The following is a 21,255-nucleotide window of genomic DNA, read 5'->3' on the forward strand; positions in this document are numbered from 1 at the left end:
CCGTGGCAGTCACCGACGAGGCGATCGAGAAGATCAAGGGCATGATCGTCTCCGGTGCGCTGCGCCCGGGCGACCGGCTGCCGAAGGAGAGCGAGCTGGCCGCCGAGCTGGGTCTGTCCCGCAACTCCCTGCGGGAGGCCGTACGCGCCCTGTCGCTGATCCGGATCCTCGACGTACGGCAGGGCGACGGCACCTATGTCACCAGCCTCGACCCTCAGCTCCTGCTGGAGGCGATGAGCTTCGTCGTGGACTTCCACCGCGACGACACGGTGCTGGAGTTCCTGGCCGTGCGCCGCATCCTGGAGCCGGCCGCGACCGCACTGGCGGCCCCCCGGATCGACCCCGGGCAGCTGGACGCGCTGGAGGCCCAGTTGGACGCGCTGGGCGCGGAACCGTCGGTGGAGCAGCTCGTCGCGGCCGACCTGGAGTTCCACCGGAGCATCGTGCAGAGCGCCGGGAACTCGGTGCTGTGCTCGCTGCTGGACGGGCTGTCGGGGCCCACCACACGGGCCCGGATCTGGCGGGGGCTCACGCAGGAGGACGCCGTCGGCCGCACCCTGCGCGAGCACCGGGCGATCCTGGGCGCGCTGCGCGACCGGGACGCGGAGGCGGCGCGCTCCTGGGCGACCGTGCACATCGCGAGCGTGGAGCAGTGGCTGCGGTCCACGCTGTGAGCCTCGTGCGGCCGGCTCTGCGAGTTGGCTGCTCGCGCGTGTTCCGCGGTGGTGAACGGGGCAGTGATCCGTTCACTCCCCCACGCAAGGGGGCTGCGGGCGCCCCCGCCGGACGCCGTAAGGTTGGTGAGTCAAGCGAGGGCACGTCGGAAGGAGGCACTGGGTGATCGAGCTGGAGGGGGTTCCCGAGCTGATCGACCCAGTCATGGTGGCCGCGTTCGAGGGCTGGAACGATGCCGGCGACGCCGCCTCCACGGCGGTCGCGCATCTGGAACGCGAATGGAAGGGCGAGGTTTTCGCGGCGCTGGACGCCGAGGACTACTACGACTTCCAGGTGAACCGCCCCACGGTGTTCATGGACGGCGGTGTGCGCAAGATCACGTGGCCGACGACGAGGTTGTCGGTGGTCCGCGTCGGCGGTGACAAGCCGCGCGACCTGGTGCTGGTCCGGGGCATCGAACCGTCCATGCGCTGGCGTTCGTTCTGCAACGAGCTGCTGGGCTTCGCGCACGAGCTGGGCGTGGAGCTGGTGGTCATCCTGGGCGCCCTGCTCGGGGACACCCCGCACACGCGTCCGGTGCCGGTCAGCGGGGTGACGTCCGACCCTGACCTGGCCCGCCGGATGGACCTGGAGGAGACCAAGTACGAGGGGCCGACGGGCATCGTCGGCGTCCTTCAGGAAGCGTGCACGCACGCGGGCGTCCCGGCGGTGTCGCTGTGGGCGGCCGTACCGCACTACGTCTCCCAGCCGCCCAACCCGAAAGCGACGCTGGCGCTGCTCAACCGCCTGGAGGACCTGCTCGACCTGCGCATCCCGCAGGGCGAGCTGCCCGAGGACGCGCGGGCCTGGCAGGTGGGCGTGGACCAGCTCGCCGCCGAGGACAGCGAGGTCGCCGAGTACGTGCAGACGCTGGAGGAGGCTCGGGACACCGCGGAGCTGCCGGAGGCGTCCGGCGAGGCGATCGCCCGGGAGTTCGAGCGGTACCTGCGGCGCCGGGACGTGGGCCCTCCGGGCGGGAAGCCGAGGCCTCCGGCGGCCGGGGGCGTGCCCAAGGACGAGGACGAGGACGGCCCCGAGGACTGAGGCCGGGCAAGCCCGAGGGCACGGAAAGGGGCGGTTCCCGTGGTCGGGAACCGCCCCTTTCCGTGTGGTGCCGGCGCGTTACGGGGGTGCCGCGGCAGGCCGTCGAACTACTGGCAGCCCGTCGCGGCTGGTCGCGCGGTTCCCCGCGCCCCTTGCGGTGCCTAGAGAGCCACTCCGAGCAGCGCGTCCACGGCACGCGTGACCACGCCCGGCGCACCCGTGTCCGTGCCGCCCTCCTGCTCCTGGCGGGCCGCCCAGCGGTCGACGGCGGCGAGGGCGGTGGGGGCGTCCAGGTCGTTCGCCAGGGCCTCGCGGATCTCCTCCACCAGCGCGTCGGCGGAGGGGCCGTCGGGGCGCGAGACGGCCGCGCGCCAGCGGGCGAGGCGGGCGACGGCGTCCTGGAGGACCTGGTCGGTCCACTCCCAGTCGGCGCGGTAGTGGTGGGCGAGCAGCGCGAGGCGGATGGCGGCGGGGTCGACGCCGTCACGGCGCAGCGCCGAGACGAAGACCAGGTTGCCCTTGGACTTCGACATCTTCTCGCCGTCCAGGGCGACCATGCCGGCGTGCACGTACGCCTTGGCCATGGGGAACTCGCCGGTGAGCACCTGGGCGTGCGAGGCGCCCATCTCGTGGTGCGGGAAGGCGAGGTCGGAGCCGCCGCCCTGGACGTCGAAGCCCATACCGAGGTGGTCGAGGGCGATGGCCACGCACTCGATGTGCCAGCCGGGCCGGCCCCGGCCGAGGGAGCCGCCGTCCCAGCTGGGCTCGCCGGGCCGGGCCGCCATCCACAGCATCGGGTCGACCGGGTTCTTCTTGCCCGGGCGGTCCGGGTCACCGCCGCGCTCGGCGGACAGCAGCCGCATGGCGGCGGCGTCCAGGTTCGAGACCTTGCCGAAGTTCGGGTCGGACTCGACAGAGAAGTAGACGTCACCCTCCAGCTCGTAGGCCGCGCCGAGGTCGCGCAGCCGCTCCACGAGCGGGACGATGCCGGGTATCGCCTCGACGGCGCCTATGTAGTGCCGCGGCGGGAGCATCCGCAGGGCGGTCATGTCCTCGCGGAAGAGGGCGGTCTCCTTCTCGGCGAGGGCGACCCAGTCGACGCCGTCCCGGTCCGCCCGCTCCAGCAGCGGATCGTCGACGTCGGTGACGTTCTGGACGTAGTGGACCTGCCGCTTGGTGTCGAGCCACACGCGCTGAACCAGGTCGAACGCGTTGTAGGTCGCCGCGTGACCCATGTGGGTCGCGTCGTACGGCGTGATGCCGCAGACGTAGATACGGGCGACGGGACCGGGGTCGAGGGTGACCAGGCCGCCGGTCGCGGTGTCGTGGATCCTCAGGTCGCGGCCCTGACCAGGCAGGGCGGGGACCTCGGAAGCGGGCCAGGCATGCATGTACATGAGCCTAACCGGCGCCGAGCTGCGTATACGAACGGGATCGGGCTGGATGGCCGGTTCCGCATTCTTGTGCCTCGGCGCCGGATGTGCTTACACGGGCGGCCAGGGGATGGCGGGCCACTCCCCGCTCGGCTCCGGATGCAGACCCGACGTGAGCAACGCGTCGACACGCGCGCGTGTGGCGTCGATCTCGGCCGCCGTGATCAGCGCGGCCAGCCGCCGGCCCAGCTCTCCCTCCAGGCCGTCCCGCAGGCCCTTGAGGACGTCGACGGCCTCCGGGGTGAGGGGTTCCCCGGCCCAGCCCCACAGCAGGGTGCGCAGCTTGTTCTCGACGTTGAAGGTGACGCCGTGGTCGATACCGTACAGCCGGCCCTCGGCGGTGGGCAGCAGATGGCCGCCCTTGCGGTCGGCGTTGTTGATCACCGCGTCCAGGACGGCGAGCCGGCGCAGCCGCTCGTCGTCGGCGTGCACCAGCAGGGCGGTGCGGTCCTCGCCGACCTCGGCGAAGCCGATCGCCTTCCAGCCCGGCTCCGGCTCCTCGCCGTCGACCAGGGCGAGCAGCTCCGCCTCCGGGTGGACGTCGATCCACAGCTGGCACATGCCCTCGCCGTACGGCCCGTCGCGCAGCACGGTGGGCGGCACGAGCCCCCAGCCGGTGGCCTCGGAGACCTCGTAGGCGGCCACCTCGCGGCCCGCGAGGGTGCCGTCGGGGAAGTCCCACAGGGGGCGCTCCCCGGCCACCGGCTTGTACACACAGGAGGCTTCGCGGCCGTCCAGGGCGACCGTGCAGAACAGCGCCGCGTTGGACGCCTCGCGGATCCGGCCGCGCACGGTCAGCTCACCCCGCGCGAGCAGCTCGGCGGGGTCGGGATCGGCCGTCACGCTCCGCGGCGGTATCCGTTCTGGCGCGGACATACATGTCCTTCCGGATCGAGCGGGAGGCTGCACAGCGGGCACGGTGGCCGCCCGGCGTTGACGATGTCGAGGGCGCGCTTGGCGAAGGCCCTGGCCTGCGCGCCGGTCAGCCGGACCCGCAGCATCGGGGGTCCGTTCTCCTCGTCCTGGAGCAACCGCTCCTCGGCCTCGGCCAGATCCTCCTCGGTGTCGGCCTCCAGCTCCACGAGGGCCTGCGCCTCGACGATCATGCGCTGTTCCTCGCCGTCCCAGGCCAGGGCCATGGTGCCGACGCGGAACTCCTCCTCGATGGGGGTCTCCAGCGGGGCGGTGTCGGCGATCTCGGAGGGGGCCACGGCGGGGACCGCGGCACTGCCGCCACTACGGCGTACGACCTCGTCGAGCAGTTCGTCCATGCGCTCGGCGAGCGCGGCGACCTGGGTCTTCTCCAGGACCACGCTGGTCACCCGGGGGCCTGCGGTGGCCTGGAGGAAGAACGTACGGCGCCCGGGCAGTCCGACCGTGCCGGCCACGAAGCGGTCCGGCTGGTCGTAGAGGAACACCTGACGGGACACGTCCTGTCTCCATTGATGTCGTGGTTTCGAGCGGTTCAGCGGTGCGGGCCGTGCGGACACGCGGTGGGGTGGGTCGCTTCACCCTACTGCGGCCGACGATCACGGTGCGCCCGCACCACCCCCGACCGGTGCGTCGCCCTCAGCGGGTTCCTCGCGCGGGGCGAGCGAGGCGAAGTCCCCGGTGTCGCCGAGGCGGACGAGGAAGGGCCGCAGGCGGGTGTAGCGGATGGCGGTGACGGAACAGGGTTCCACGGAGATCCGCTGGAAGAGATCGAGGTGAAGACCGAGGGCGTCGGCGACGAGCGACTTGATGATGTCGCCGTGGGAGCACATCAGGTAGACGGCGTCGGCGCCGTGCTCGCGCTCCACGCGCGCGTTCCACTCGCGTACGGCCTCCGCGGCCCGGGTCTGCATGGCCCGCATGGACTCCCCGCCGGGGAAGGCGGCGGCGGACGGGTGGGCCTGGACGACCTCCATCAGCGGCTCGTCCTTCAGCTCGGCGAGCTTGCGGCCGGACCAGTCGCCGTAGTCGCACTCCCCGATCCGCTCCTCGGTGTGGACGGACAGGCCGGGGCGGGCCTCCAACAGGGGTCGTACGGTCTCCTGGCAGCGCTGGAGCGGGCTGGTGACGACCTCGGAGAGCGGCAGGCCGGCGAGCCGTGCGGGCAGCGCGGCGGCCTGCGCGGCGCCGCGCTCGTCCAGGGCGATGCCGGGCGTCCGCCCGGCGAGCACACCCGAGGTGTTGGCGGTGGAACGTCCGTGCCTGACGAGGATCAGCGTGGGCATGCGGACCAGGGTAGGCGCACGGAGGCGTGCGCCGGCGGCTGGGCGAAGGGAGAATGCGCAGCGTGATCGTTGACTGCGCCATATATCGGCACGGGCACCGCACCGAGGGGCCGGAGGACCTGTCCGACGCGCTCGCCGAGGCGCGGGCGGCCGGCGGCTTCGTGTGGATCGGGCTGCACGAGCCGTCCGAGCGGGAGTTCGACCTGGTCACCCAGGAGTTCGGACTGCATCCGCTGGCCGTGGAGGACGCCCTCAAGGCACATCAGCGGCCCAAGCTGGAGGTGTACGACGACTCGCTGTTCATGGTGCTGAAGCCGGTCGTGTACGAGCCCGAGAGCGACGCGGTCTCCGCCGGCGAGGTGATGGTCTTCATCGGTGACTGTTTCGTGGTGACGGTCCGGCACGGCGAGTGTTCGCCGCTGGCGGCGGTGCGGCACCGGCTGGAGGCGGAGCCGGAGATGCTCGACAAGGGCCCCACCGCCGTGCTGTACGCCATCGCGGACGCCACCGTCGACCACTACCTGGAGGTGGCGACGGAGCTGCAGACCGACCTGGACGAGCTGGAGGCGGAGGTGTTCCGGCCGGAGACCGGCGGTTCCCGCAACACCGCGTCCCGGATCTACACCTTCAAGCGGCAGGTCCTGGAGTTCCGCCGGGCCACCGGGCCGCTGGCGCTGCCGCTGGCCCGGCTGGCCGGCAACGGCCCGATGGGCGGCACGGTGCCCTTCGTGCACGACAAGGCGCGGCCGTTCTTCCGGGACGTGGGCGACCACCTCACGCGCGTGAACGAGTCCGTGGAGGCCCTGGACCGGCTGGTGTCGGACATCCTCTCCGCCCACCTGGCGCAGATGAGCGTGCGGCAGAACGACGACATGCGGAAGATCTCCGCGTGGGCGGCGATGGCCGCGGTCCCCACGATGATCGCGGGCATCTACGGCATGAACTTCGACCACATGCCCGAGCTGCACTGGCTGTGGTCGTATCCGGCGGTGATCGTGGTGATGGCCGTGCTGGAGGTGCTGCTGTACCGGCAGTTCAAGCGGCGCGGCTGGCTGTGAGCGCGGCTCAGGCGAACTCGGGGGCGGGTGCCGCCGGTCCGCCGAGGGCGTCGCGGCGCTCGGGCATGGTGAGGGTGACCATGCGGTGCCAGCCGACGAGGCGTTCGTACGCGTACACGGCGTGGATGCCGGCCGCGAGCAGCGCGGACCTGGCCCTCGGCCAGCGCAGGATGCGGCCCATGCGGGCCATGACGGCGAGGCTGACGTCCCGGTGGACGTGGATCTCGGTGAGCGCGCACGCGCGCAGGGTGCGCTGGATCAGCCGGCCGTGCCCGGCGGCGGCGAGGCGCAGCAGTTCCTCGTGGGTGTAGGCGAGGTGGTTGTCCTCGTCGTCGGAGATCATGCGGACGGCCCTGCCGATCTCCGGGTGGTCGGCGAAGTGCCTGCGGAGCAGTCCCAGCTGCTCGGCGGCGCGCTGTTCGGTGACCCGGCTGTGCGCGAGGTAGACGACGACGTCCCGCACGGTCAGCGGCTCGTCCCGGCGGAGCTTGTCGTGGGCGAGGCCGATGCCGTACCGCTCCAGGAGCATCGTGTAGTCGGTCTCGGGCGGTACGGGTACGGGGCTGAGGCCGCGCCTCTTCAGCAGGGCGGCGAAGATGCGCCCGTGCTTGTCCTCGTCGGCGCCGTGCCGGGCGATCTTGGGGGCCAGCGCGCGTTCGCCCTCCGGCACCAGCCTGGCGATCCGCCCGTTCTCCCAGCCGCCCTGGGCCTCCCCGCTGGCGGCGATGGAGCAGAAGAGCCGGAAGGACTCGTCGTTGTCGAGGATCTCCTGGAACAGGCTCTTGGCCGACAGCATGGCAGGCCCCTCTCCGCAGCTCCGCCGGACTCCGCGAGAACGAGTCCCGCGAAGCACGAGTCAAATGCGGCGTGGAGGGGGCCGCAACAGGGCTGCGGGCGCACTGACCCGAACGGAGGACGGGGGCCGCCGGGCGGGGCGCCGGGGGCGTGGACGGCGAGACGCCGGGGGCGGGGGCGGGATCGGCCCTCGGTGGGGCGGCGGGGGCGGCGGGTCGGCGCGGGCGGCGGGGCGCGGCGGGGCCTGTGCCGGTGCAGGCGTGAGGGGGTCGTGCAGCCGGAGTCCTGACGGGGCGAGCGCGGCGGCCGGAGTCCTGACAGGGCTGGTGCCGCTGGAGTGCGGACGGGGCGTGTGTCGCTGGAGGCGGGAAGTACGAGGCGTGTGTCGTTGGAGGCGGGAAAGTAGGGGGCGCGGTCGTAACCGCGCGGTGCCGAGCGCGTTGTTCTCCGTGACGGCCGTGGCGGGGAAGACCCCCGAGCCCCCACCACGGCCGCTGACATCCCTTACGCGAGCCCGGCGCGCTCCAGGGCCTCGCTGCCGGCCCGCAGGGAGGCGATCCGCTCCTCCAGCGTGAAGCCGGCCGGGGCCAGGCTGAGGGTGGTGACCCCGGCGGCGGCGTACGCCTTCATCCGGTCGGCGATGCGGTCGACCGAACCCAGCAGCGTGGTCTTGTCGATGAGGTCGTGCGGGATCGCGGCCGCGGCGCCCTGCTTGTCCCCGGACAGGTACTTCCCCTGGATCTCGGCGGCCTCCTTCTCGTACCCCATGCGCTGCGCGAGCCTGTTGTAGAAGTTCTGCTTGGCGCTGCCCATGCCGCCTACGTAGAGCGCGGTGTACGGCCTGAAGGTGTCCGCGAGCCGGGGCACGTCCTTGTCGTCACCGACCGCGAGCGGCAGGGTCGGGCACACGTCGAAGCCGTCGAGCGTCAGGCCCGCCTTCTCGCGGCCGGCGCGCAGATGGGTGATCGTGGTCTCCTCCAGGTGCTCGGCGGAGGGGAAGATCAGCAGCGCCCCGTCGGCGATCTCGCCGGTCTGCTCCAGGTTCTTCGGGCCGATCGCGGCGATGTAGAGCGGGATGTGCTCGCGCTGCGGGTGCACGGTCAGCTTGATCGGCTTGCCCGGGCCGCCCGGCAGCGGCAGCGTCCAGTGCTCGCCCTCGTACGTCAGCCGCTCCCGGGTCATCGCCCTGCGGACGATCTCCACGTACTCGCGGGTGCGGGCGAGCGGCTTGTCGAACTTGACGCCGTACCAGCCCTCGGAGACCTGCGGGCCCGAGACGCCGAGGCCGAGCCGGAACCGACCGCCGGAGAGCGAGTCGAGCGTGGCCGCGGTCATCGCGGTCATCGCGGGCTGCCGGGCCGGAATCTGGAAGATGGCCGAGCCGACGTCGATGCGCTCGGTCTGCGCGGCGACCCAGCTGAGCACGGTGGCCGCGTCGGAGCCGTAGGCCTCGGCGGCCCAGCACACCGCGTAGCCCAGCCGGTCGGCCTCCTGTGCCACGGCCAGGTTGTCGCCGTCCATTCCGGCACCCCAGTAGCCGAGGTTGATCCCGAGCTGCATCGCCGAATCCCCTTACCCATGAGTAACGTCCCTGTGCGGCAGACCTTAGCGCGGGGGTGGGTGCCGGGGGCAGGGTCCCCGGCCCCGGCGGTTCGTCGGCGGTCCCTGCGGTGGTTCCTCGGCGGTCCCTGCGGTGGTTCCCCGGTGCTCCCTCGGTGGTCCCTCCGGTGGTTCGTCGACGGTTCCTCGGCTGCGGACCGGTGGCGGCCGGTCACACAGGTCCCCGGGCCCTTCGGAGCAGCCCGGACGGGTTGTCCACAGGCAACCCACCGCACCGGTTCTGGCCAGTAATCTCGCGGGCATGGAGCAGAGGCATCTCGGCCGGACCGGCCTGCGCGTGTCCCGGATCGGACTCGGCACCCTCACCTGGGGCCGGGACACCGACGAGCACGACGCCGCGGACATGCTGAAGGCGTTCTGGGAGGCCGGCGGCACCCTGGTCGACACCGCGGACGTGTACGGCGACGGGGAGGCGGAGTACCTGCTGGGCCAGCTCATGGACGGCCTGGTGCCGCGCCGTGACCTGGTCATCTCCACCAAGGCGGGCAGCGTGCCCGACCCCGACCGCCGCTTCGACGGCTCCCGAGGCCATCTGCTCGCCGCGCTCGACGCCTCCCTGGCCCGCCTGGGCACCGACTACGTCGACCTGTGGCACGTCCACGCCTACGACCCCGACACCCCGCTGGAGGAGACGCTCCACGCCCTCGACCTGGCGGTCGGCAGCGGCCGGGCCCGGTACGCGGGGGTGTCCAATTTCTGCGGCTGGCAACTGGCCAAGGCGGCCACCTGGCAACTCGCCGCGCCGGGCGCCCGGACCCGGCTGGCCAGCACTCAGATGGAGTACTCGCTGCTCCAGCGGGGCGTGGAGCGCGAGGTGCTGCCCGCCGCGCTCGACCTCGGAGTGGGCCTGCTGCCCTCCTCGCCGCTCGGCCGGGGCGTGCTGACCGGAAAGTACCGGCACACCACTCCCCCGGACTCGCGCGGCGCCTCCGAGCATCTGGCGCCGTTCGTGGAGCCGTACCTGGACGACACGGCGACCCGCATCGTGGACGCGGTGACGACGGCCGCCGACGGGCTCGCGGTCACCCCGCTCCAGGTGGCCCTCGCCTGGGTGCGGGACCGGCCCGGGGTGGCCGCGCCGATCGTCGGCGCGCGCAACGCACAGCAGCTCACGGCGGCGTTGTCAGTGGAGGCCCTTAGTCTTCCTGACGAGATCTGCCGGGCGCTGGACGATGTGTCGGCGCCCGTGCACCGCTATCCCGATCACGACTGGAGCACGCTGTGAGCACGGAGCCGGAGACCACGGAGGAAGCCGGGCCGGGGACGCCGGACACACCGGGGACCACGGAGCAGGGCACCGACGGGTCCGTCACGGCCGAGGGTACGACCGACACCGGCGACGCGGGCGCCGTCGGTGACTCGGGCGTGGAGGCCCTAAGCGGGGACTCGGCCGGGGCGGACGCCGTCGGCGGCTCAGGCGCTGCCGAGGGTGGCGCCGCTGCCGAGGGTGGCGCCGCTGCCGAGGGTGGCGCGGCTGCGGAGGGTGGCGCCTCCGCTGCCGAGGGCGGCGCCTCCGCTGCCGACGGTGGTGCCGCCGAGTTGTCCGAGGCGGAGGCCGAGTTGGCCGCGCAGCGGGTCGAGCGGGAGCGGATCGAGCGGCGCAAGGCCGAGAAGAGGGGCCCGATCGACAGCGGCACCAAGCTCAGCGGCAAGGCGGCCGACCTGCTCGCGGCGGTGCGGGCCGTGGAGAGCGGCGAGAAGCCGGTGGCCACGGTGTTCGCGGAGCCCGCACCGGCACCGCGCCGCCCCGCCCCGGAACCGGTGCGCAGGCCCCAGCCGGCCCCCGCCCCCGTCACGCCCAGCGGCCCCGCGCCGCAGACCGTCGACGCCGTGCGCCGCGTACTGGCCGAGGGCGGCGCACCCGACACCCTGGCTCCCCAGGTCGCCGCGGCCCTCGGTGAGGGCGCCGACAGCGCGCTCCGGGAGGACCCCTGGCAGCTCCTCCGGGTCGGCGGCGTACGGCCGGACCAGGCCGACGGTTTCGCCCGGGCGCTGCTCGGCGCGGCCTGCGGCCCGGACGACGAGCGGCGGGGGCGCGCGCTGACCGTCTGGCTGCTGGAGCAGGCGGCCGTGGCCGGGCACACCGCCCTGGAGCTGCCCACGCTCACCGCGGCGCTCGGCAAGCAGGGCGTCCCTGACCCGGACGCGGCGGTGCAGGGCGCGCTCGCCGAGGGCGAGGCGCTGGTGTTCCAGGACGCCCTGGAGGAGCCCGGCGCCGCCGCGCCCCGGACAGGCGACGAGGACACCGACGAGGAGCGGGAGCGGCCGGTCCGGGTCCTCGTCGGCCTGGAGCGGTACGCGCTGGCCGAGGAGAGCCTCGCGGACGGCCTGGCCCGGCTGGTCAACTCCGTGGCCAAGGAGGCCGGGCAGGCCTGGGAGGCGACCGCGGCCGGGTTGTCCGGCGGTGCGGCCGAGCTGGCCCGCGCGGTCGCCGGGCACGGCCTGGTGCTGCACACCGGCGGGGAGGCGGCCCGCGCCGAACCGGCCGCGCTGCTCGGTGCCGCCCGTGCGGCGGGCCTGCGCGCCTTCGCCGCCTGCCACACCCCGGACGGGCGCCGGCGTCTGGCGGAGCGGCTGGGCGGGGAGCCGGCGGAGCACGGCGTGGGCACGGTCGCGGGGCTGCTGTCCGGTGCCGAGGGTCCGGGCCGCGACGCGGAGGGTGCCCTGGAACTCGACCTGCTGATCGTGCCGGACGCGCCCCAGCTCGACGTGGAGAGCGCCGCCATGCTGGTCGAGTCGCTGCCGGACGGTGCCCGGCTGCTGCTCGCCGGCGACCCCGGGGTGCTGTGGTCGGCCGGTCCGGGCCGCGTCTTCGCCGACCTGCTCGCGGCCCGTGCCTGCCCGCAGATCGCCTCCCGCGTCCCCGACCCCGGCCCGCTCGGCGAGCTGGTCTCCGGCATCGGCGTCGGCGAGCTGAACCAGGTCGCCGCGCCGGGCAAGGAGATCGTCATCGTGCCGGTGCGGGACGCGGGCGAGGCCGTGCACCGGACGGCGCAGTTGGTCGCGGACTCGGTGCCACGGGCGATCGGCGTCCCGGCCGACCAGACCGTGGTGATCACCCCGGGCCACGGCGGCGCCGCGGGCACCCGCGCCCTCAACTCCGCCCTGAAGGAGCGCCTCAACCCCGGCCCCGGCCGGTTCGGGGGCTTCGACCCCGGCGACCGGATCGCCTACTCCCCCGCGCCGGGGCGCACGGTACCGGGTGTGGTGGTGAAGGCCGACGCCGACGGACTGCACCTGTCGTGCGCCGGCGCCCCCGTCGTCGTACCGCGCGAGCGGGTGGAGGGCAGCGTCCGGCACGGCTGGGCGCTGACCGCGCACCAGGCGGTGGGCACCCGCTGGCCGGCGGCCGTCGTCGTCCTGCCCGGCGATGCCGCGCAGGCCCTCAGCCGCCCCTGGGTGTACACGGCGTTCGGCCGGGCGGAACGGCACCTGTCCGTCGTGCACGGCGTGGAACAGGCCCTGCCGAAGGCGGTGGCGGAGGTCCCGGCCAAGCCACGCACGACCCGCCTGCAGACGCTCCTGCGCACACAGCTCCCGGCGACCTGAGTCTTCGCCCGCGCGCCTTCCGCAGCGGGCCTTCCTCCGCGCGCGTCCTCCTCCGCCGTGACCGGCGATCAGTCGCGACCGGCGATCAGTCGCGGCGGCGGAGTCCGGCGGTGCCGTACCGGCCCCAGGCCCACGGCACCGCCTCCACGGTCAGGTCCGTCCTGTCACTTCTCGGCCTTGATCGGCTCCAGCTCCCCGTCCTCGTCCCCGTCCTCTTCTTCCTCGTCCTCGTCGACGAAGTCGATGTCGTCCTCGTCGTCGGAGACCTCGTCGTCGAACACCGCGCTCACATCGAACCGGCACACCACCTGCTGCGGATCGATGTGTTCGAACGGCGCCTCCAGCCACTCCCCGGCCTCGGGCGCCTCCTCGGCCGCGGTGACCCAGAGCGTGGAGTCGCCCTCCTCCAGGCCGAACTCCTTGTGCCGGGAGGCGATCTCGTCCGGTTCGAACTCGCCGAAGAGGATGCCCAGCGCCCCCGGGACCGTCCCGGCGGCATCGTCTTCGTCCACGACGTCGTCGTACTCCGCCGCCTCGACCCGCTGGGCCTGCGCCAGCAGCCGCTGGGGTTCCGCCACGGTGTAGTCGCGGCGGATCAGCACACTGATCGCGTTCGGCTCCTCCGGGCCCGCGTACGGCGGCAGCGCTTCCTCGGCGCTGGGGATCTCGAAGGGGGTGACCTCGTCGTAGCGGTCGTAGAGCAGTTCGTCGTACGCCTCGGCGGCAGCGGCCAGCTGGTTGAACGCCTCGGACACGGCCGGGTCGTCCTCCCCCGACCTGCGTTCGACCGCGGCGAGATGGCGGTCGAGCGCGGTCTTGACGGCCTCGGCGGCGGCGCGTACCTCGGCAGCGGTGGGCTGCGCAGCATCAGACATAGTGCAGACGCTATCCGTACCGGGCACCAGCCCGCACAATAGATGCGATGCCGGAATACGAATTTGTCGACGTGTACGTACCTCGCGGGGTCTCCCGCAAGGAGGCCACACGTCTGCTGACGGACCATGCCGAGTACGGACACTGGGAGTTGGACCGACTGAGCCTGTTGCGCGACGGCAGCCGCAGGGTGCGGTTGCGCCGACGGATCATCCGCCAAGTGCGCGCGACATGGTGACCGTGATCACAGAATGAGTGTGGACAGCTGAACGGAGCGGGCCCCGCCGGCATGGCGGGGCCCGCTCCGTTCCGGGTCAGACCCTGGCGCGCGCCTTGCGGTAGAGCACCGCGCCCGCGAGCAGCGCGCCCGCGCCGGCCGGGAGGGCGACGCCGAGCGGCACCTCACTGCCCGTGTGGGCGAGCTGGGCCGTGCCCACGGGCTGGCCGGAGCGGCCCACCTGGGCCTCGACCTGGGACGTACCGTGCGTCCCGGAACCGCCGTTGCCGGTCTGGGAGCCGCTGCCGGTGCCGGGGTGGTCCGGATTGCCGGGCTTACCGGACTCCCCCGGATGACCCGGCTGCCCAGGCTCACCGGGCTTCCCCGGCTGGCCAGGCTCCCCCGGCTTCCCCGGATGACCGGGCTCCCCCGGCTTCCCCGGATGGCCGGGCTCCCCCGGGTGCCCGGGATGCCCCGGGTGACCAGGGTGCCCCGGCTTCCCGGGCGGATTGCCGTACCCGCCTTCATTGGCGCAGTCGTTCCCCACCGCGGCGTTCCCCACCCCGATGACGTCGACGCTGTTGCCGCACACGTTCACCGGGACGTCGATCGGCACCTGCACAGTGTTGCCGGAGCCGACACCCGGCGATCCGCCGGTGTGGCCGCCCGCGTGCGAGCCGCCGTGGTGACCCCCCGGGGCGCCGCCGTGGTCGGCGCACTTGTTGCCCACCGACGGGTTCAGGAGCCCGACGACGTTCACGGTGTTGCCGCAGATGTTCACCGGCGCGTGCACGGGCACCTGCACCGTGTTGCCGGACAGTACGCCGGGTGAGCCCCCGGCGGAGCCGGCCGCGCCCGAGTCGGCGTGTGCGTAGCCGCCCGCGGCGGCGATGACACCGGTCGCGGCGGCCATGGTCATCAGGCCCTTGCGCGTGCCCTGTCGCATGCTGAGATCCCCCCTGCCTTCCCTGTCTTCGATCCGTGAAGACCGGTCGGCCCCGGAGCGCATGGCGCGCGCTCCGAGGCCGACGGCTCGTAAAAGACGCCCCTCAGGGAGCCGGCGTCACTTGTTGACGCAGGCGTTGCCGAAGGCGGGGTTCAGGAGCCCGATCACGTTGATCGTGTTGCCGCACACGTTCACCGGGACGTGCACGGGCACCTGGATGACGTTGCCGGAGACGACGCCCGGGGAGTGCACGGCGGCACCCTGGGCACCGGAGTCGGCGACGGCCAGGCCCGCGCCCGCGAGAACCAGCCCACCGGTGGCAGCCGCAGCAGCGACGACCTTCTTGATCATTCTTCCTCCTAGTTGGCAATGCGACCCCAAGGCGCGGGGTCACATCGGATGTAACGAGGAGGGACTGATGAAGCTACGAGCCTATCGTCGCATTCACCCTTCTCAGTCGATCTCGTACGGCTGCCCGATTACCCGGGTGCGCGCCCCGGGCGGGGCCCGGACTCAGGACGCGTCGATGAAGCGGTCGAGCACCCGCACACCGAACTGCAGGCCGTCCACCGGCACCCGCTCGTCGACGCCGTGGAACATGCCGGCGAAGTCCAGCTCCGGCGGCAGCTTCAGCGGCGCGAAGCCGAAGCCGCGGATGCCGAGGTCGTCGAAGGACTTGGCGTCGGTACCGCCGGAGAGCATGTACGGGATCGCCTTGGCGGTCGGGTCCTCGGCGAGCAGGGCGGCCTGCATGGCCTCGACCAAGGCGCCGTCGAAGGTGGTCTCGACTGCCTTGTCCGCGTGCACGTCCTCGCGGCGGACCTTCGGGCCGAGCAGCCGGTCGAGGTCGGCGAGGAACTCCTCCTCGTGGCCGGGCAGGAACCGTCCGTCGATGTGCGCGGTGGCCTCGCCCGGGATGACGTTGACCTTGTAGCCGGCGGTCAGCTGGGTGGGGTTGGCGGTGTTGCGCAGGGTCGCGCCGATGAGCTTGGCGATGCCGCCGAGCTTGGCGAGGGTGGACTCCATGTCCTCCGGGTCCAGCTCGGTGCCGAGCGCGTCGCCCAGTTCGTCGAGGAAGGCCCGGGTGGTCTTGGTGACCCGGACCGGGAACGTGTGCCGGCCGACCCGGGCGACGGCCTCGGAGAGCTCGGTGATGGCGTTGTCCCGGTGGATCATCGAGCCGTGCCCGGCGGTCCCGGCCACGGTCAGCTTCATCCAGTGCATGCCCTTCTCGGCCGTCTGGATCAGGTAGAGCCGCCGCTGCTCGTTCACGGTGAAGGAGAAGCCGCCGACCTCGCTGATCGCCTCGGTGACGCCCTCGAACAGCTCGGGGTGGTTGTCGACCAGGTAGCGGGCGCCGTACGTGCCGCCGGCCTCCTCGTCGGCGAGGAAGGCGACGACGACGTCCCGCGGGGGCCGGCGCCCGCTGCGCAGCCGGTCGCGGACGACCGCCAGCGTCATGGCGTCCATGTCCTTCATGTCGACGGCCCCGCGTCCCCACACACAGCCGTCGGCGATCTCACCGGAGAACGGGTGGTGGGTCCAGTCGACCGCGTTGGCCGGTACGACGTCCAGGTGGCCGTGGATGAGCAGCGCGGGCCGGGACGGGTCCTCGCCCTCGATGCGGGCCACCGTGGAGGCGCGGCCGGGGTGGGACTCGTAGATCTTCGGCTCCAGCCCGACCTCGGCGAGCTTCTCGGCGACCCACTCGGCGGCCTTGCGCTCGCCGGGGCCGGAGTGGTCGCCGTAGTTGCTGGTGTCGAACCGGATCAGCTCGCGGCAGAGGTCCACGACCTCGTCCTCGCCGGTGACGGTCCTGGCCGTGTCCGTCTCGCTCACGCTGCTTCCTCCCACTGTCACTGCTGGTGGTCCCTGTCATCCTCTCTCCGGTGCCGCCCCGGGCCCAAGACCGGTCCCGGCCCGTCACACGCCGTTCACGCGCGAGCGGCCCCGGAACGGGGGTGATCAGGCACCCTCGAAAGCCTGGTAATGTTTCCTTCGTCGCCGCGAGGGAGACCCCGCCGGGGAAACCTCGCACGACAGACACCTTGTCCGGGTGGCGGAATGGCAGACGCGCTAGCTTGAGGTGCTAGTGCCCTTTATCGGGCGTGGGGGTTCAAGTCCCCCCTCGGACACCAGTGAGGCCCCTGCTCGGCAGGGGCCTTTCGCGTGCCCCGGCGCCGCTTCCTAGACTTGAGGGGTGGCCCGTCGCAACGACGAGGTCGAGGCGCTCCTCCAGGAGTACGCCGATCTCATCGCGATCACCGGAGGCGACGCGTTCAAGGCGCGCGCCTACGAGAAGGCGGCGCGGGCGATCGGCGGGTATCCGGTGGACGTCTCGACGCTGGACGCGGACGGGCTGCGGGAGATCCCGAACGTGGGCCGGTCGATCGCCGAGAAGGTGGCCGAGTATCTGCGCACGGGCACGATGGCCGTGGTGGAGGAGCGCCGGGCGAAGATCCCGGCGGGGGTGCGGGAGCTGATCACGATCCCGACCCTCGGGCCGAAGAAGGCGCTGCGGCTCTACGAGGACCTGCACATCTCCTCGGTGAGCGAGCTGGCAGCGGCCATCGAGGCGGACGCGCTGGCCGATCTGAAGGGCTTCGGCGAGAAGACGCAGGAGAACATCCGGCACGGGATCGAGCTGCTCCAGCGGGCGGGCGCGCGGGTGCCGCTGTCGCTGGCGCTGGACACCGCCGAGGAGATCGTCGCCGAACTGTCCGCCGTGCCGGGCTGCGAGCGCTGCGCGTACGCCGGTTCGCTGCGCCGGATGCGGGAGACCGTCGGCGATCTGGACGTGCTGGTCTCGGCGCGGCGGTCGGCGCCGTTCATGGACGCGCTGTGCGAGCTGCCGGTCACCGCGGAGGTGATCGCGCGGGGCACGAAGAAGACGTCGGTGCGCACCGGCAAGGGGCTCCAGCTGGATCTGCGGGTGGTGCCGCCGGAGTCGTGGGGTGCCGCGTTGCAGTACTTCACCGGGTCCAAGGCGCACAACATCCGTACCCGGACCATCGCCGTGCACCAGGGGCTGAAGCTCTCCGAGTACGGCGTGTTCGACACCGGGAGCGGGGAGTCGGTGGCGTCCCGCACCGAGGAGGAGGTGTACGCGCGGCTCGGCCTGCCGTGGATCCCGCCGACGCTGCGCGAGGACCGCGGGGAGATCGAGGCGGCGCTGGGCGACGGGCTGCCCGAGGTGGTGACCGAGCGGGACATCCGCGGCGACCTGCACACGCACACCGATCTCACGGACGGCCTGGCCTCGCTGGAGGTGATGGTGGAGGCCGCCGCCGGGCGCGGTCACGCGTACTACGCGGTCACCGACCACGCGCCGAACCTGTACATGCAGCGCATGACGGACGAGAAGATCCTCGCCCAGCGGGAGCGGCTGCGGGAGCTGGACGGCACCCGGCACCGGATGCGGCTGCTGCACGGCACCGAGCTGAACATCGGTCCGGACGGGGAGGTGGACTGGCCGGAGGAGTTCCTGGCCGGTTTCGATCTGTGCGTGGCCTCGCTGCACTCCCACTTCGACCTGGGCCGGGCGGCGATGACGCGGCGGCTGGTGCGGGCCTGTGAGCATCCGTACGTCAACATCATCGGGCATCCCACGACCCGGCTGATCGGGAAACGGCCGGGGGTCGACGCCGACTGGGACGAGGTGTTCGCGGCCTGCGCGCGCACCGGCACCGCGCTGGAGGTCAACGCCCAGCCGGACCGGCTGGACCTGCGGGACGAGGACATCCTGCGGGCCCGGGAGCACGGGGTGAAGTTCGCCGTGAACAGCGACGCGCACTCCGTCCCGCACCTCGCGCAGCTGCGCTACGGCGTGGCCACCGCGCAGCGCGGCTGGCTCACCGGGGAGGAAGTGATCAACACCTGGACGCTGACCCGGCTGCGGAGGTTCCTGCGCAAGGGCGGGCGTACCTGAGCGTCCGGGGTCACCGCAGCGCCCGTACCGTGAGCGTGCCGCCGTCGCCGTGCTCGACGCGGGTGCCGAGGGGGCGGGCGTAGCCGTCGAGGACCGTGCGCAGCCAGGCGGTGTCCTCGGCGGAGGCGGGCTCCAGTCGCAGCCGGCGCGCCTGGAGGGGCACCATGCGCAGACCGGTCAGCCGGCCGGTGCCGGGCTCGGCCGACGCCAGGTACAGCAGCCGCAGGTCGTCGCGGTAGCGCTCGTAGCCGCCGATGCCCTCGTAGTCGTCGACGAGGTCGCCGCAGCCGTACAGGACGAGCCGGTCCCGGTAGACCTCCGGTGGGCGCGGGTGGTGGGAGGAGTGCCCGTGAACGATGTCGACGCCCGCGTCGATCAGCGCGTGGGCGAAGCGGATCTCGTCGCGGGAGGCGGTGTAGCCCCAGTTGGGGCCCCAGTGGACGGACGCGACGACGAGGTCGCCGGGCCGCCGCCCGGTGCGCCGCAGGCGGTCGGCGAAGTCCTTCGCCGCGGCGGTGGTCGGCGCGGTGACGAGGGCCACGCCGGGGCGTTCGGCGGTGGCGGCCCAGCTGTGCGGGATGCCGCTGGACGGCATGCCGAAGGCGAAGACCAGGACGCGTCCGCCCTGTCGCAGCGGGACGGCCGCCGGGCGCCAGGCCGCGTCCGCGTCCCGGCCCGCCCCGGCGGTGCGCAGTCCGGCGGCGGCGAGGGAGCCGAGGGTCTCCGCGAGGCCGGACGGACCGAAGTCGAGCACGTGGTTGTTGGCGAGGACGCAGACGTCGGGGCGGACGGCGGCGAGGCAGGGCAGGTTGCCCGGGTGCATCCGGTAGTGGACGCCCTTGCCGGGTGCGAAGTCACCGTCCCGGGTGACAGCGGTCTCCAGGTTGACGACCCGTACGTCCGGGGCGGCACGCTCCAGGACGGGCAGTGCCTCGCCCCAGGGCCAGGCGGGGTCCACGGGCCGGGGTACCGGTCCGTTCGCGGTCTCCGCCAGGGCCACGTAGTCGCGGGCGTCGCGGACGCACTCCTCGCGCAGGGCCGGATCGCCGGGGTGCGGGAGGATCTGGTCGACGCCCCGGCCGAGCATGACGTCACCGGCGAGGAACAGGGTGACGTCGTTCTCGCCCATGGCGGGGCCTATACGTGCGCGGGTGCCATGTGGTCCGTGAACCAGTCACGTGCCAGCTCGGTCACCCGTTCCAGCGTGCCGGGCTCCTCGAAGAGGTGGGTGGCGCCGGGGACCACCTCCAGGCGGTTCTCGCACCGCAGCCGTGCCTGCGCGTCCCGGTTGAGTGCGAGGACCTGCCGGTCGGCGCCGCCGACGACGAGCAGGGTGGGTGCCGTCACGGCGGCCAGCCGGGGTCCGGCGAGATCGGGCCGGCCGCCGCGGGAGACGACGGCGGCGGGGCGGGCGCCGGGGTCGGCGGCGGCCCACAGGGCGGCGGCCGCGCCGGTGCTGGCGCCGAAGAAGCCGATGGCGAGCCCTTCGGTGCCGGGTTCCTCGCGCAGCCAGCGGGTGGCGTCCAGCAGCCGTCCGGCCAGCAGGGCGATGTCGAACACGTTGCCCCGGTCGGCCTCCTCCGCGTCGGTGAGCAGGTCGAACAGCAGGGTGCCGAGGCCGGCCCGGTGCAGCCCCTCGGCGACGAACCGGTTGCGCGGGCTGTGCCGGCTGCTGCCACTGCCGTGCGCGAAGGCCACGACGCCGGTGGCGTCCTCGGGCACGGTGAGCCGTCCGCCCAGCCGGGCGCCGCCGGCGGTCACCGTCACCTCCCGGTCGGTGGAGCCGGCGCCCGCGGTGTGCCGGTGCCTGCTCGCGGCCCGGCGCAGACAGGCGGTGACCTCCTCGTCGTCGACCTGGGCGAAGTCGGCGTAGAACTGGCCGACCGCGGCGAAGTGCCACGGGGTGTCCAGGCAGACGAGTTCGTCGGCGTCCCCGCCGAGGCGCCGGGCGAAGTCCCGGGGGGCCACGGGGACGGCCAGCACGATGCGTGCGGCGTCCCGGGCGCGGGCGATCCGGCAGGCGGCCCGCGCGGTGGAGCCGGTGGCCACGCCGTCGTCCACGACGACGGCGGTCCGTCCGGCGACGGAGACGGGGGGTGCGGCGCCCCGGTAGCGCGCGGCCCGTTGCTCCAGCACCCGGCGCTCGCGTTCCTCGACCCGGGCGAGGTCGTCGGTGGAGACCCCGGTGCCGCGCAGCACCTCCTGGTTGATCACGCGTACGCCGTCCTCGCCGATCGCGCCCATGCCCAGCTCGGGCTGGTACGGCACGCCCAGTTTCCGCACCAGGCAGACGTCCAGGGGCGCGTCGAGCGCCTCGGCGACCTCGGCGGCGACCGGCACCCCGCCCCGTGGGAGCCCGAGCACGACGACGTCCTGGCCCCTGAGGTACTCCAGGCGTTCGCCCAGTCTGCGTCCCGCTTCGAGGCGGTTCGTGAAGTGCACGACGGGCTCCTTCACTCCCGTGGCTGCCACAGCGGCGCCAGGGCGTCCGTGTCGGCGGCTCCGGTCGCCTTCATGTCGCCGTCGGCGGCGCGCAGCAGCATGCGGCCCATGGCGATGAGCGCGCGCCCGGCAGCGAGTTCGTCGCCGATCTCCGGCATCGCCCGGTCGTAGGGGTTGCGGCGGGCCTCCGCGTGGCTCTCGATGACGTTGTCACCGGTGTCGAGGATGATCCGGGCCGTGGTGTCGGGATCGTGCTCCGACAGGTACAGGTTCAGCCGCCATTCCTTGACGGCGGGACGGCTGTTCAGGGGTCCGGTCATCGTGAAAGCCACCTCGCTCCGCGGATCGTGCCGCCGACGGGCCGCCGGTCCGTCGTGGCTGGTCGCGCAGTTCCCCGCGCCCTCGGAGGGGCGCTCCAGT

At 73.2% G+C, this 21,255-nt stretch carries 20 protein-coding genes and 1 tRNA gene; 8 read left to right on the forward strand and 13 right to left on the reverse strand.

The window, feature by feature from the left end:
- The first annotated feature begins 2 nt into the window (after positions 1-2).
- A complete protein-coding gene (locus tag ACH4LD_RS13720) occupies positions 3-674 on the forward strand; it encodes a FadR/GntR family transcriptional regulator (protein WP_103812378.1) in 672 nt (223 codons plus the stop codon).
- A gap of 163 nt (positions 675-837) precedes the next feature.
- Entirely contained in the window at positions 838-1,758 is a 921-nt protein-coding gene (locus tag ACH4LD_RS13725; RefSeq protein ID WP_103812377.1) for a PAC2 family protein, read from the forward strand.
- Between the two features lie 161 nt (positions 1,759-1,919).
- On the opposite strand, the gene mshC is transcribed toward ACH4LD_RS13725, so the two are convergent.
- The 4 genes from mshC to ACH4LD_RS13745 all read right to left on the reverse strand — a co-directional run bounded on the left by mshC (position 1,920) and on the right by ACH4LD_RS13745 (position 5,407).
- Positions 1,920-3,149 (reverse strand): cysteine--1-D-myo-inosityl 2-amino-2-deoxy-alpha-D-glucopyranoside ligase, encoded by a 1,230-nt coding sequence (gene mshC / locus ACH4LD_RS13730; RefSeq protein ID WP_132786441.1) that lies wholly within the window; start codon positions 3,147-3,149, stop codon positions 1,920-1,922.
- Between the two features lie 93 nt (positions 3,150-3,242).
- A complete protein-coding gene (locus ACH4LD_RS13735) occupies positions 3,243-4,067 on the reverse strand; it encodes an SCO1664 family protein (RefSeq protein WP_398055767.1) in 825 nt (274 codons plus the stop codon).
- Positions 4,031-4,621 (reverse strand): DUF3090 domain-containing protein, encoded by a 591-nt coding sequence (locus ACH4LD_RS13740; protein WP_103812375.1) that lies wholly within the window; start codon positions 4,619-4,621, stop codon positions 4,031-4,033. Before ACH4LD_RS13740 ends, ACH4LD_RS13735 begins: the two co-directional genes overlap by 37 nt.
- Before the next feature lie 99 nt (positions 4,622-4,720).
- Positions 4,721-5,407 (reverse strand): histidine phosphatase family protein, encoded by a 687-nt coding sequence (locus ACH4LD_RS13745; RefSeq protein ID WP_398055766.1) that lies wholly within the window; start codon positions 5,405-5,407, stop codon positions 4,721-4,723.
- A gap of 62 nt (positions 5,408-5,469) precedes the next feature.
- Here ACH4LD_RS13745 and corA point away from each other — a divergent pair, with 62 nt between their 5' ends.
- Entirely contained in the window at positions 5,470-6,465 is a 996-nt protein-coding gene (gene corA, locus ACH4LD_RS13750; RefSeq protein WP_398055765.1) for a magnesium/cobalt transporter CorA, read from the forward strand.
- A gap of 7 nt (positions 6,466-6,472) precedes the next feature.
- Here the strand turns inward: corA and ACH4LD_RS13755 are convergent, their stop codons facing one another.
- Together ACH4LD_RS13755 and ACH4LD_RS13760 are read right to left on the reverse strand one after the other, a co-directional pair.
- Complete coding sequence (locus ACH4LD_RS13755; RefSeq protein ID WP_398055764.1) at positions 6,473-7,261, reverse strand: ferritin-like domain-containing protein; 789 nt, start codon at positions 7,259-7,261, stop codon at positions 6,473-6,475.
- Positions 7,262-7,764: 503 nt separating this feature from the next.
- Positions 7,765-8,820: an LLM class F420-dependent oxidoreductase gene (locus ACH4LD_RS13760; RefSeq protein WP_398055763.1), complete on the reverse strand. Its 1,056-nt coding sequence runs from the start codon at positions 8,818-8,820 to the stop codon at positions 7,765-7,767.
- Between the two features lie 301 nt (positions 8,821-9,121).
- On the opposite strand from ACH4LD_RS13760, the gene ACH4LD_RS13765 reads away from it, so the two are divergent.
- Complete coding sequence (locus ACH4LD_RS13765; RefSeq protein WP_398055762.1) at positions 9,122-10,105, forward strand: aldo/keto reductase; 984 nt, start codon at positions 9,122-9,124, stop codon at positions 10,103-10,105.
- Positions 10,102-12,429 carry a helix-hairpin-helix domain-containing protein gene (locus ACH4LD_RS13770; protein WP_398055761.1) on the forward strand — a complete coding sequence of 776 codons (2,328 nt, stop codon included), beginning with the start codon at positions 10,102-10,104 and terminating at the stop codon, positions 12,427-12,429. The genes ACH4LD_RS13765 and ACH4LD_RS13770 overlap by 4 nt, the downstream gene beginning before the upstream one ends.
- 164 nt (positions 12,430-12,593) lie before the next feature.
- Here the strand turns inward: ACH4LD_RS13770 and ACH4LD_RS13775 are convergent, their stop codons facing one another.
- Positions 12,594-13,304 (reverse strand): hypothetical protein, encoded by a 711-nt coding sequence (locus tag ACH4LD_RS13775; protein ID WP_398055760.1) that lies wholly within the window; start codon positions 13,302-13,304, stop codon positions 12,594-12,596.
- Between the two features lie 47 nt (positions 13,305-13,351).
- Here ACH4LD_RS13775 and ACH4LD_RS13780 point away from each other — a divergent pair, with 47 nt between their 5' ends.
- A complete protein-coding gene (locus ACH4LD_RS13780; protein WP_014671721.1) occupies positions 13,352-13,540 on the forward strand; it encodes a DUF5703 family protein in 189 nt (62 codons plus the stop codon).
- A 76-nt stretch (positions 13,541-13,616) separates the two neighbouring features.
- On the opposite strand, the gene ACH4LD_RS13785 is transcribed toward ACH4LD_RS13780, so the two are convergent.
- The 3 genes from ACH4LD_RS13785 to ACH4LD_RS13795 form a co-directional block, all read right to left on the reverse strand.
- Positions 13,617-14,465: a chaplin family protein gene (locus tag ACH4LD_RS13785; protein WP_398055759.1), complete on the reverse strand. Its 849-nt coding sequence runs from the start codon at positions 14,463-14,465 to the stop codon at positions 13,617-13,619.
- Positions 14,466-14,582: 117 nt separating this feature from the next.
- A complete protein-coding gene (gene chpH, locus ACH4LD_RS13790; protein WP_014671723.1) occupies positions 14,583-14,816 on the reverse strand; it encodes a chaplin ChpH in 234 nt (77 codons plus the stop codon).
- A 162-nt stretch (positions 14,817-14,978) separates the two neighbouring features.
- Positions 14,979-16,304 (reverse strand): M20/M25/M40 family metallo-hydrolase, encoded by a 1,326-nt coding sequence (locus ACH4LD_RS13795; protein ID WP_103812366.1) that lies wholly within the window; start codon positions 16,302-16,304, stop codon positions 14,979-14,981.
- Between the two features lie 211 nt (positions 16,305-16,515).
- Between ACH4LD_RS13795 and ACH4LD_RS13800 the strand changes: the two genes are divergently transcribed.
- Positions 16,516-16,603, forward strand: a tRNA-Leu gene (locus tag ACH4LD_RS13800).
- A gap of 62 nt (positions 16,604-16,665) precedes the next feature.
- A complete protein-coding gene (polX, locus tag ACH4LD_RS13805; protein ID WP_398055758.1) occupies positions 16,666-18,393 on the forward strand; it encodes a DNA polymerase/3'-5' exonuclease PolX in 1,728 nt (575 codons plus the stop codon).
- Positions 18,394-18,403: 10 nt separating this feature from the next.
- Here polX and ACH4LD_RS13810 read toward each other — a convergent pair whose 3' ends face one another.
- The 3 genes from ACH4LD_RS13810 to ACH4LD_RS13820 are packed head-to-tail and all read right to left on the reverse strand — an operon-like array spanning position 18,404 to position 21,155.
- Positions 18,404-19,522 carry a CapA family protein gene (locus ACH4LD_RS13810; protein WP_398055757.1) on the reverse strand — a complete coding sequence of 373 codons (1,119 nt, stop codon included), beginning with the start codon at positions 19,520-19,522 and terminating at the stop codon, positions 18,404-18,406.
- Between the two features lie 8 nt (positions 19,523-19,530).
- Positions 19,531-20,835, reverse strand: a complete 1,305-nt coding sequence (locus ACH4LD_RS13815) for a phosphoribosyltransferase family protein (protein ID WP_398055756.1) — start codon at positions 20,833-20,835, stop codon at positions 19,531-19,533.
- An 11-nt stretch (positions 20,836-20,846) separates the two neighbouring features.
- The gene (locus ACH4LD_RS13820; protein WP_398055755.1) at positions 20,847-21,155 is read right to left on the reverse strand and encodes a dsRBD fold-containing protein; all 309 of its coding nucleotides are present in this window, start codon (positions 21,153-21,155) and stop codon (positions 20,847-20,849) included.
- Positions 21,156-21,255 lie beyond the last annotated feature (100 nt).

The sequence above is a fragment of the Streptomyces sp. NPDC017676 genome, assembly GCF_044329325.1.
Lineage (GTDB): Bacteria > Actinomycetota > Actinomycetes > Streptomycetales > Streptomycetaceae > Streptomyces.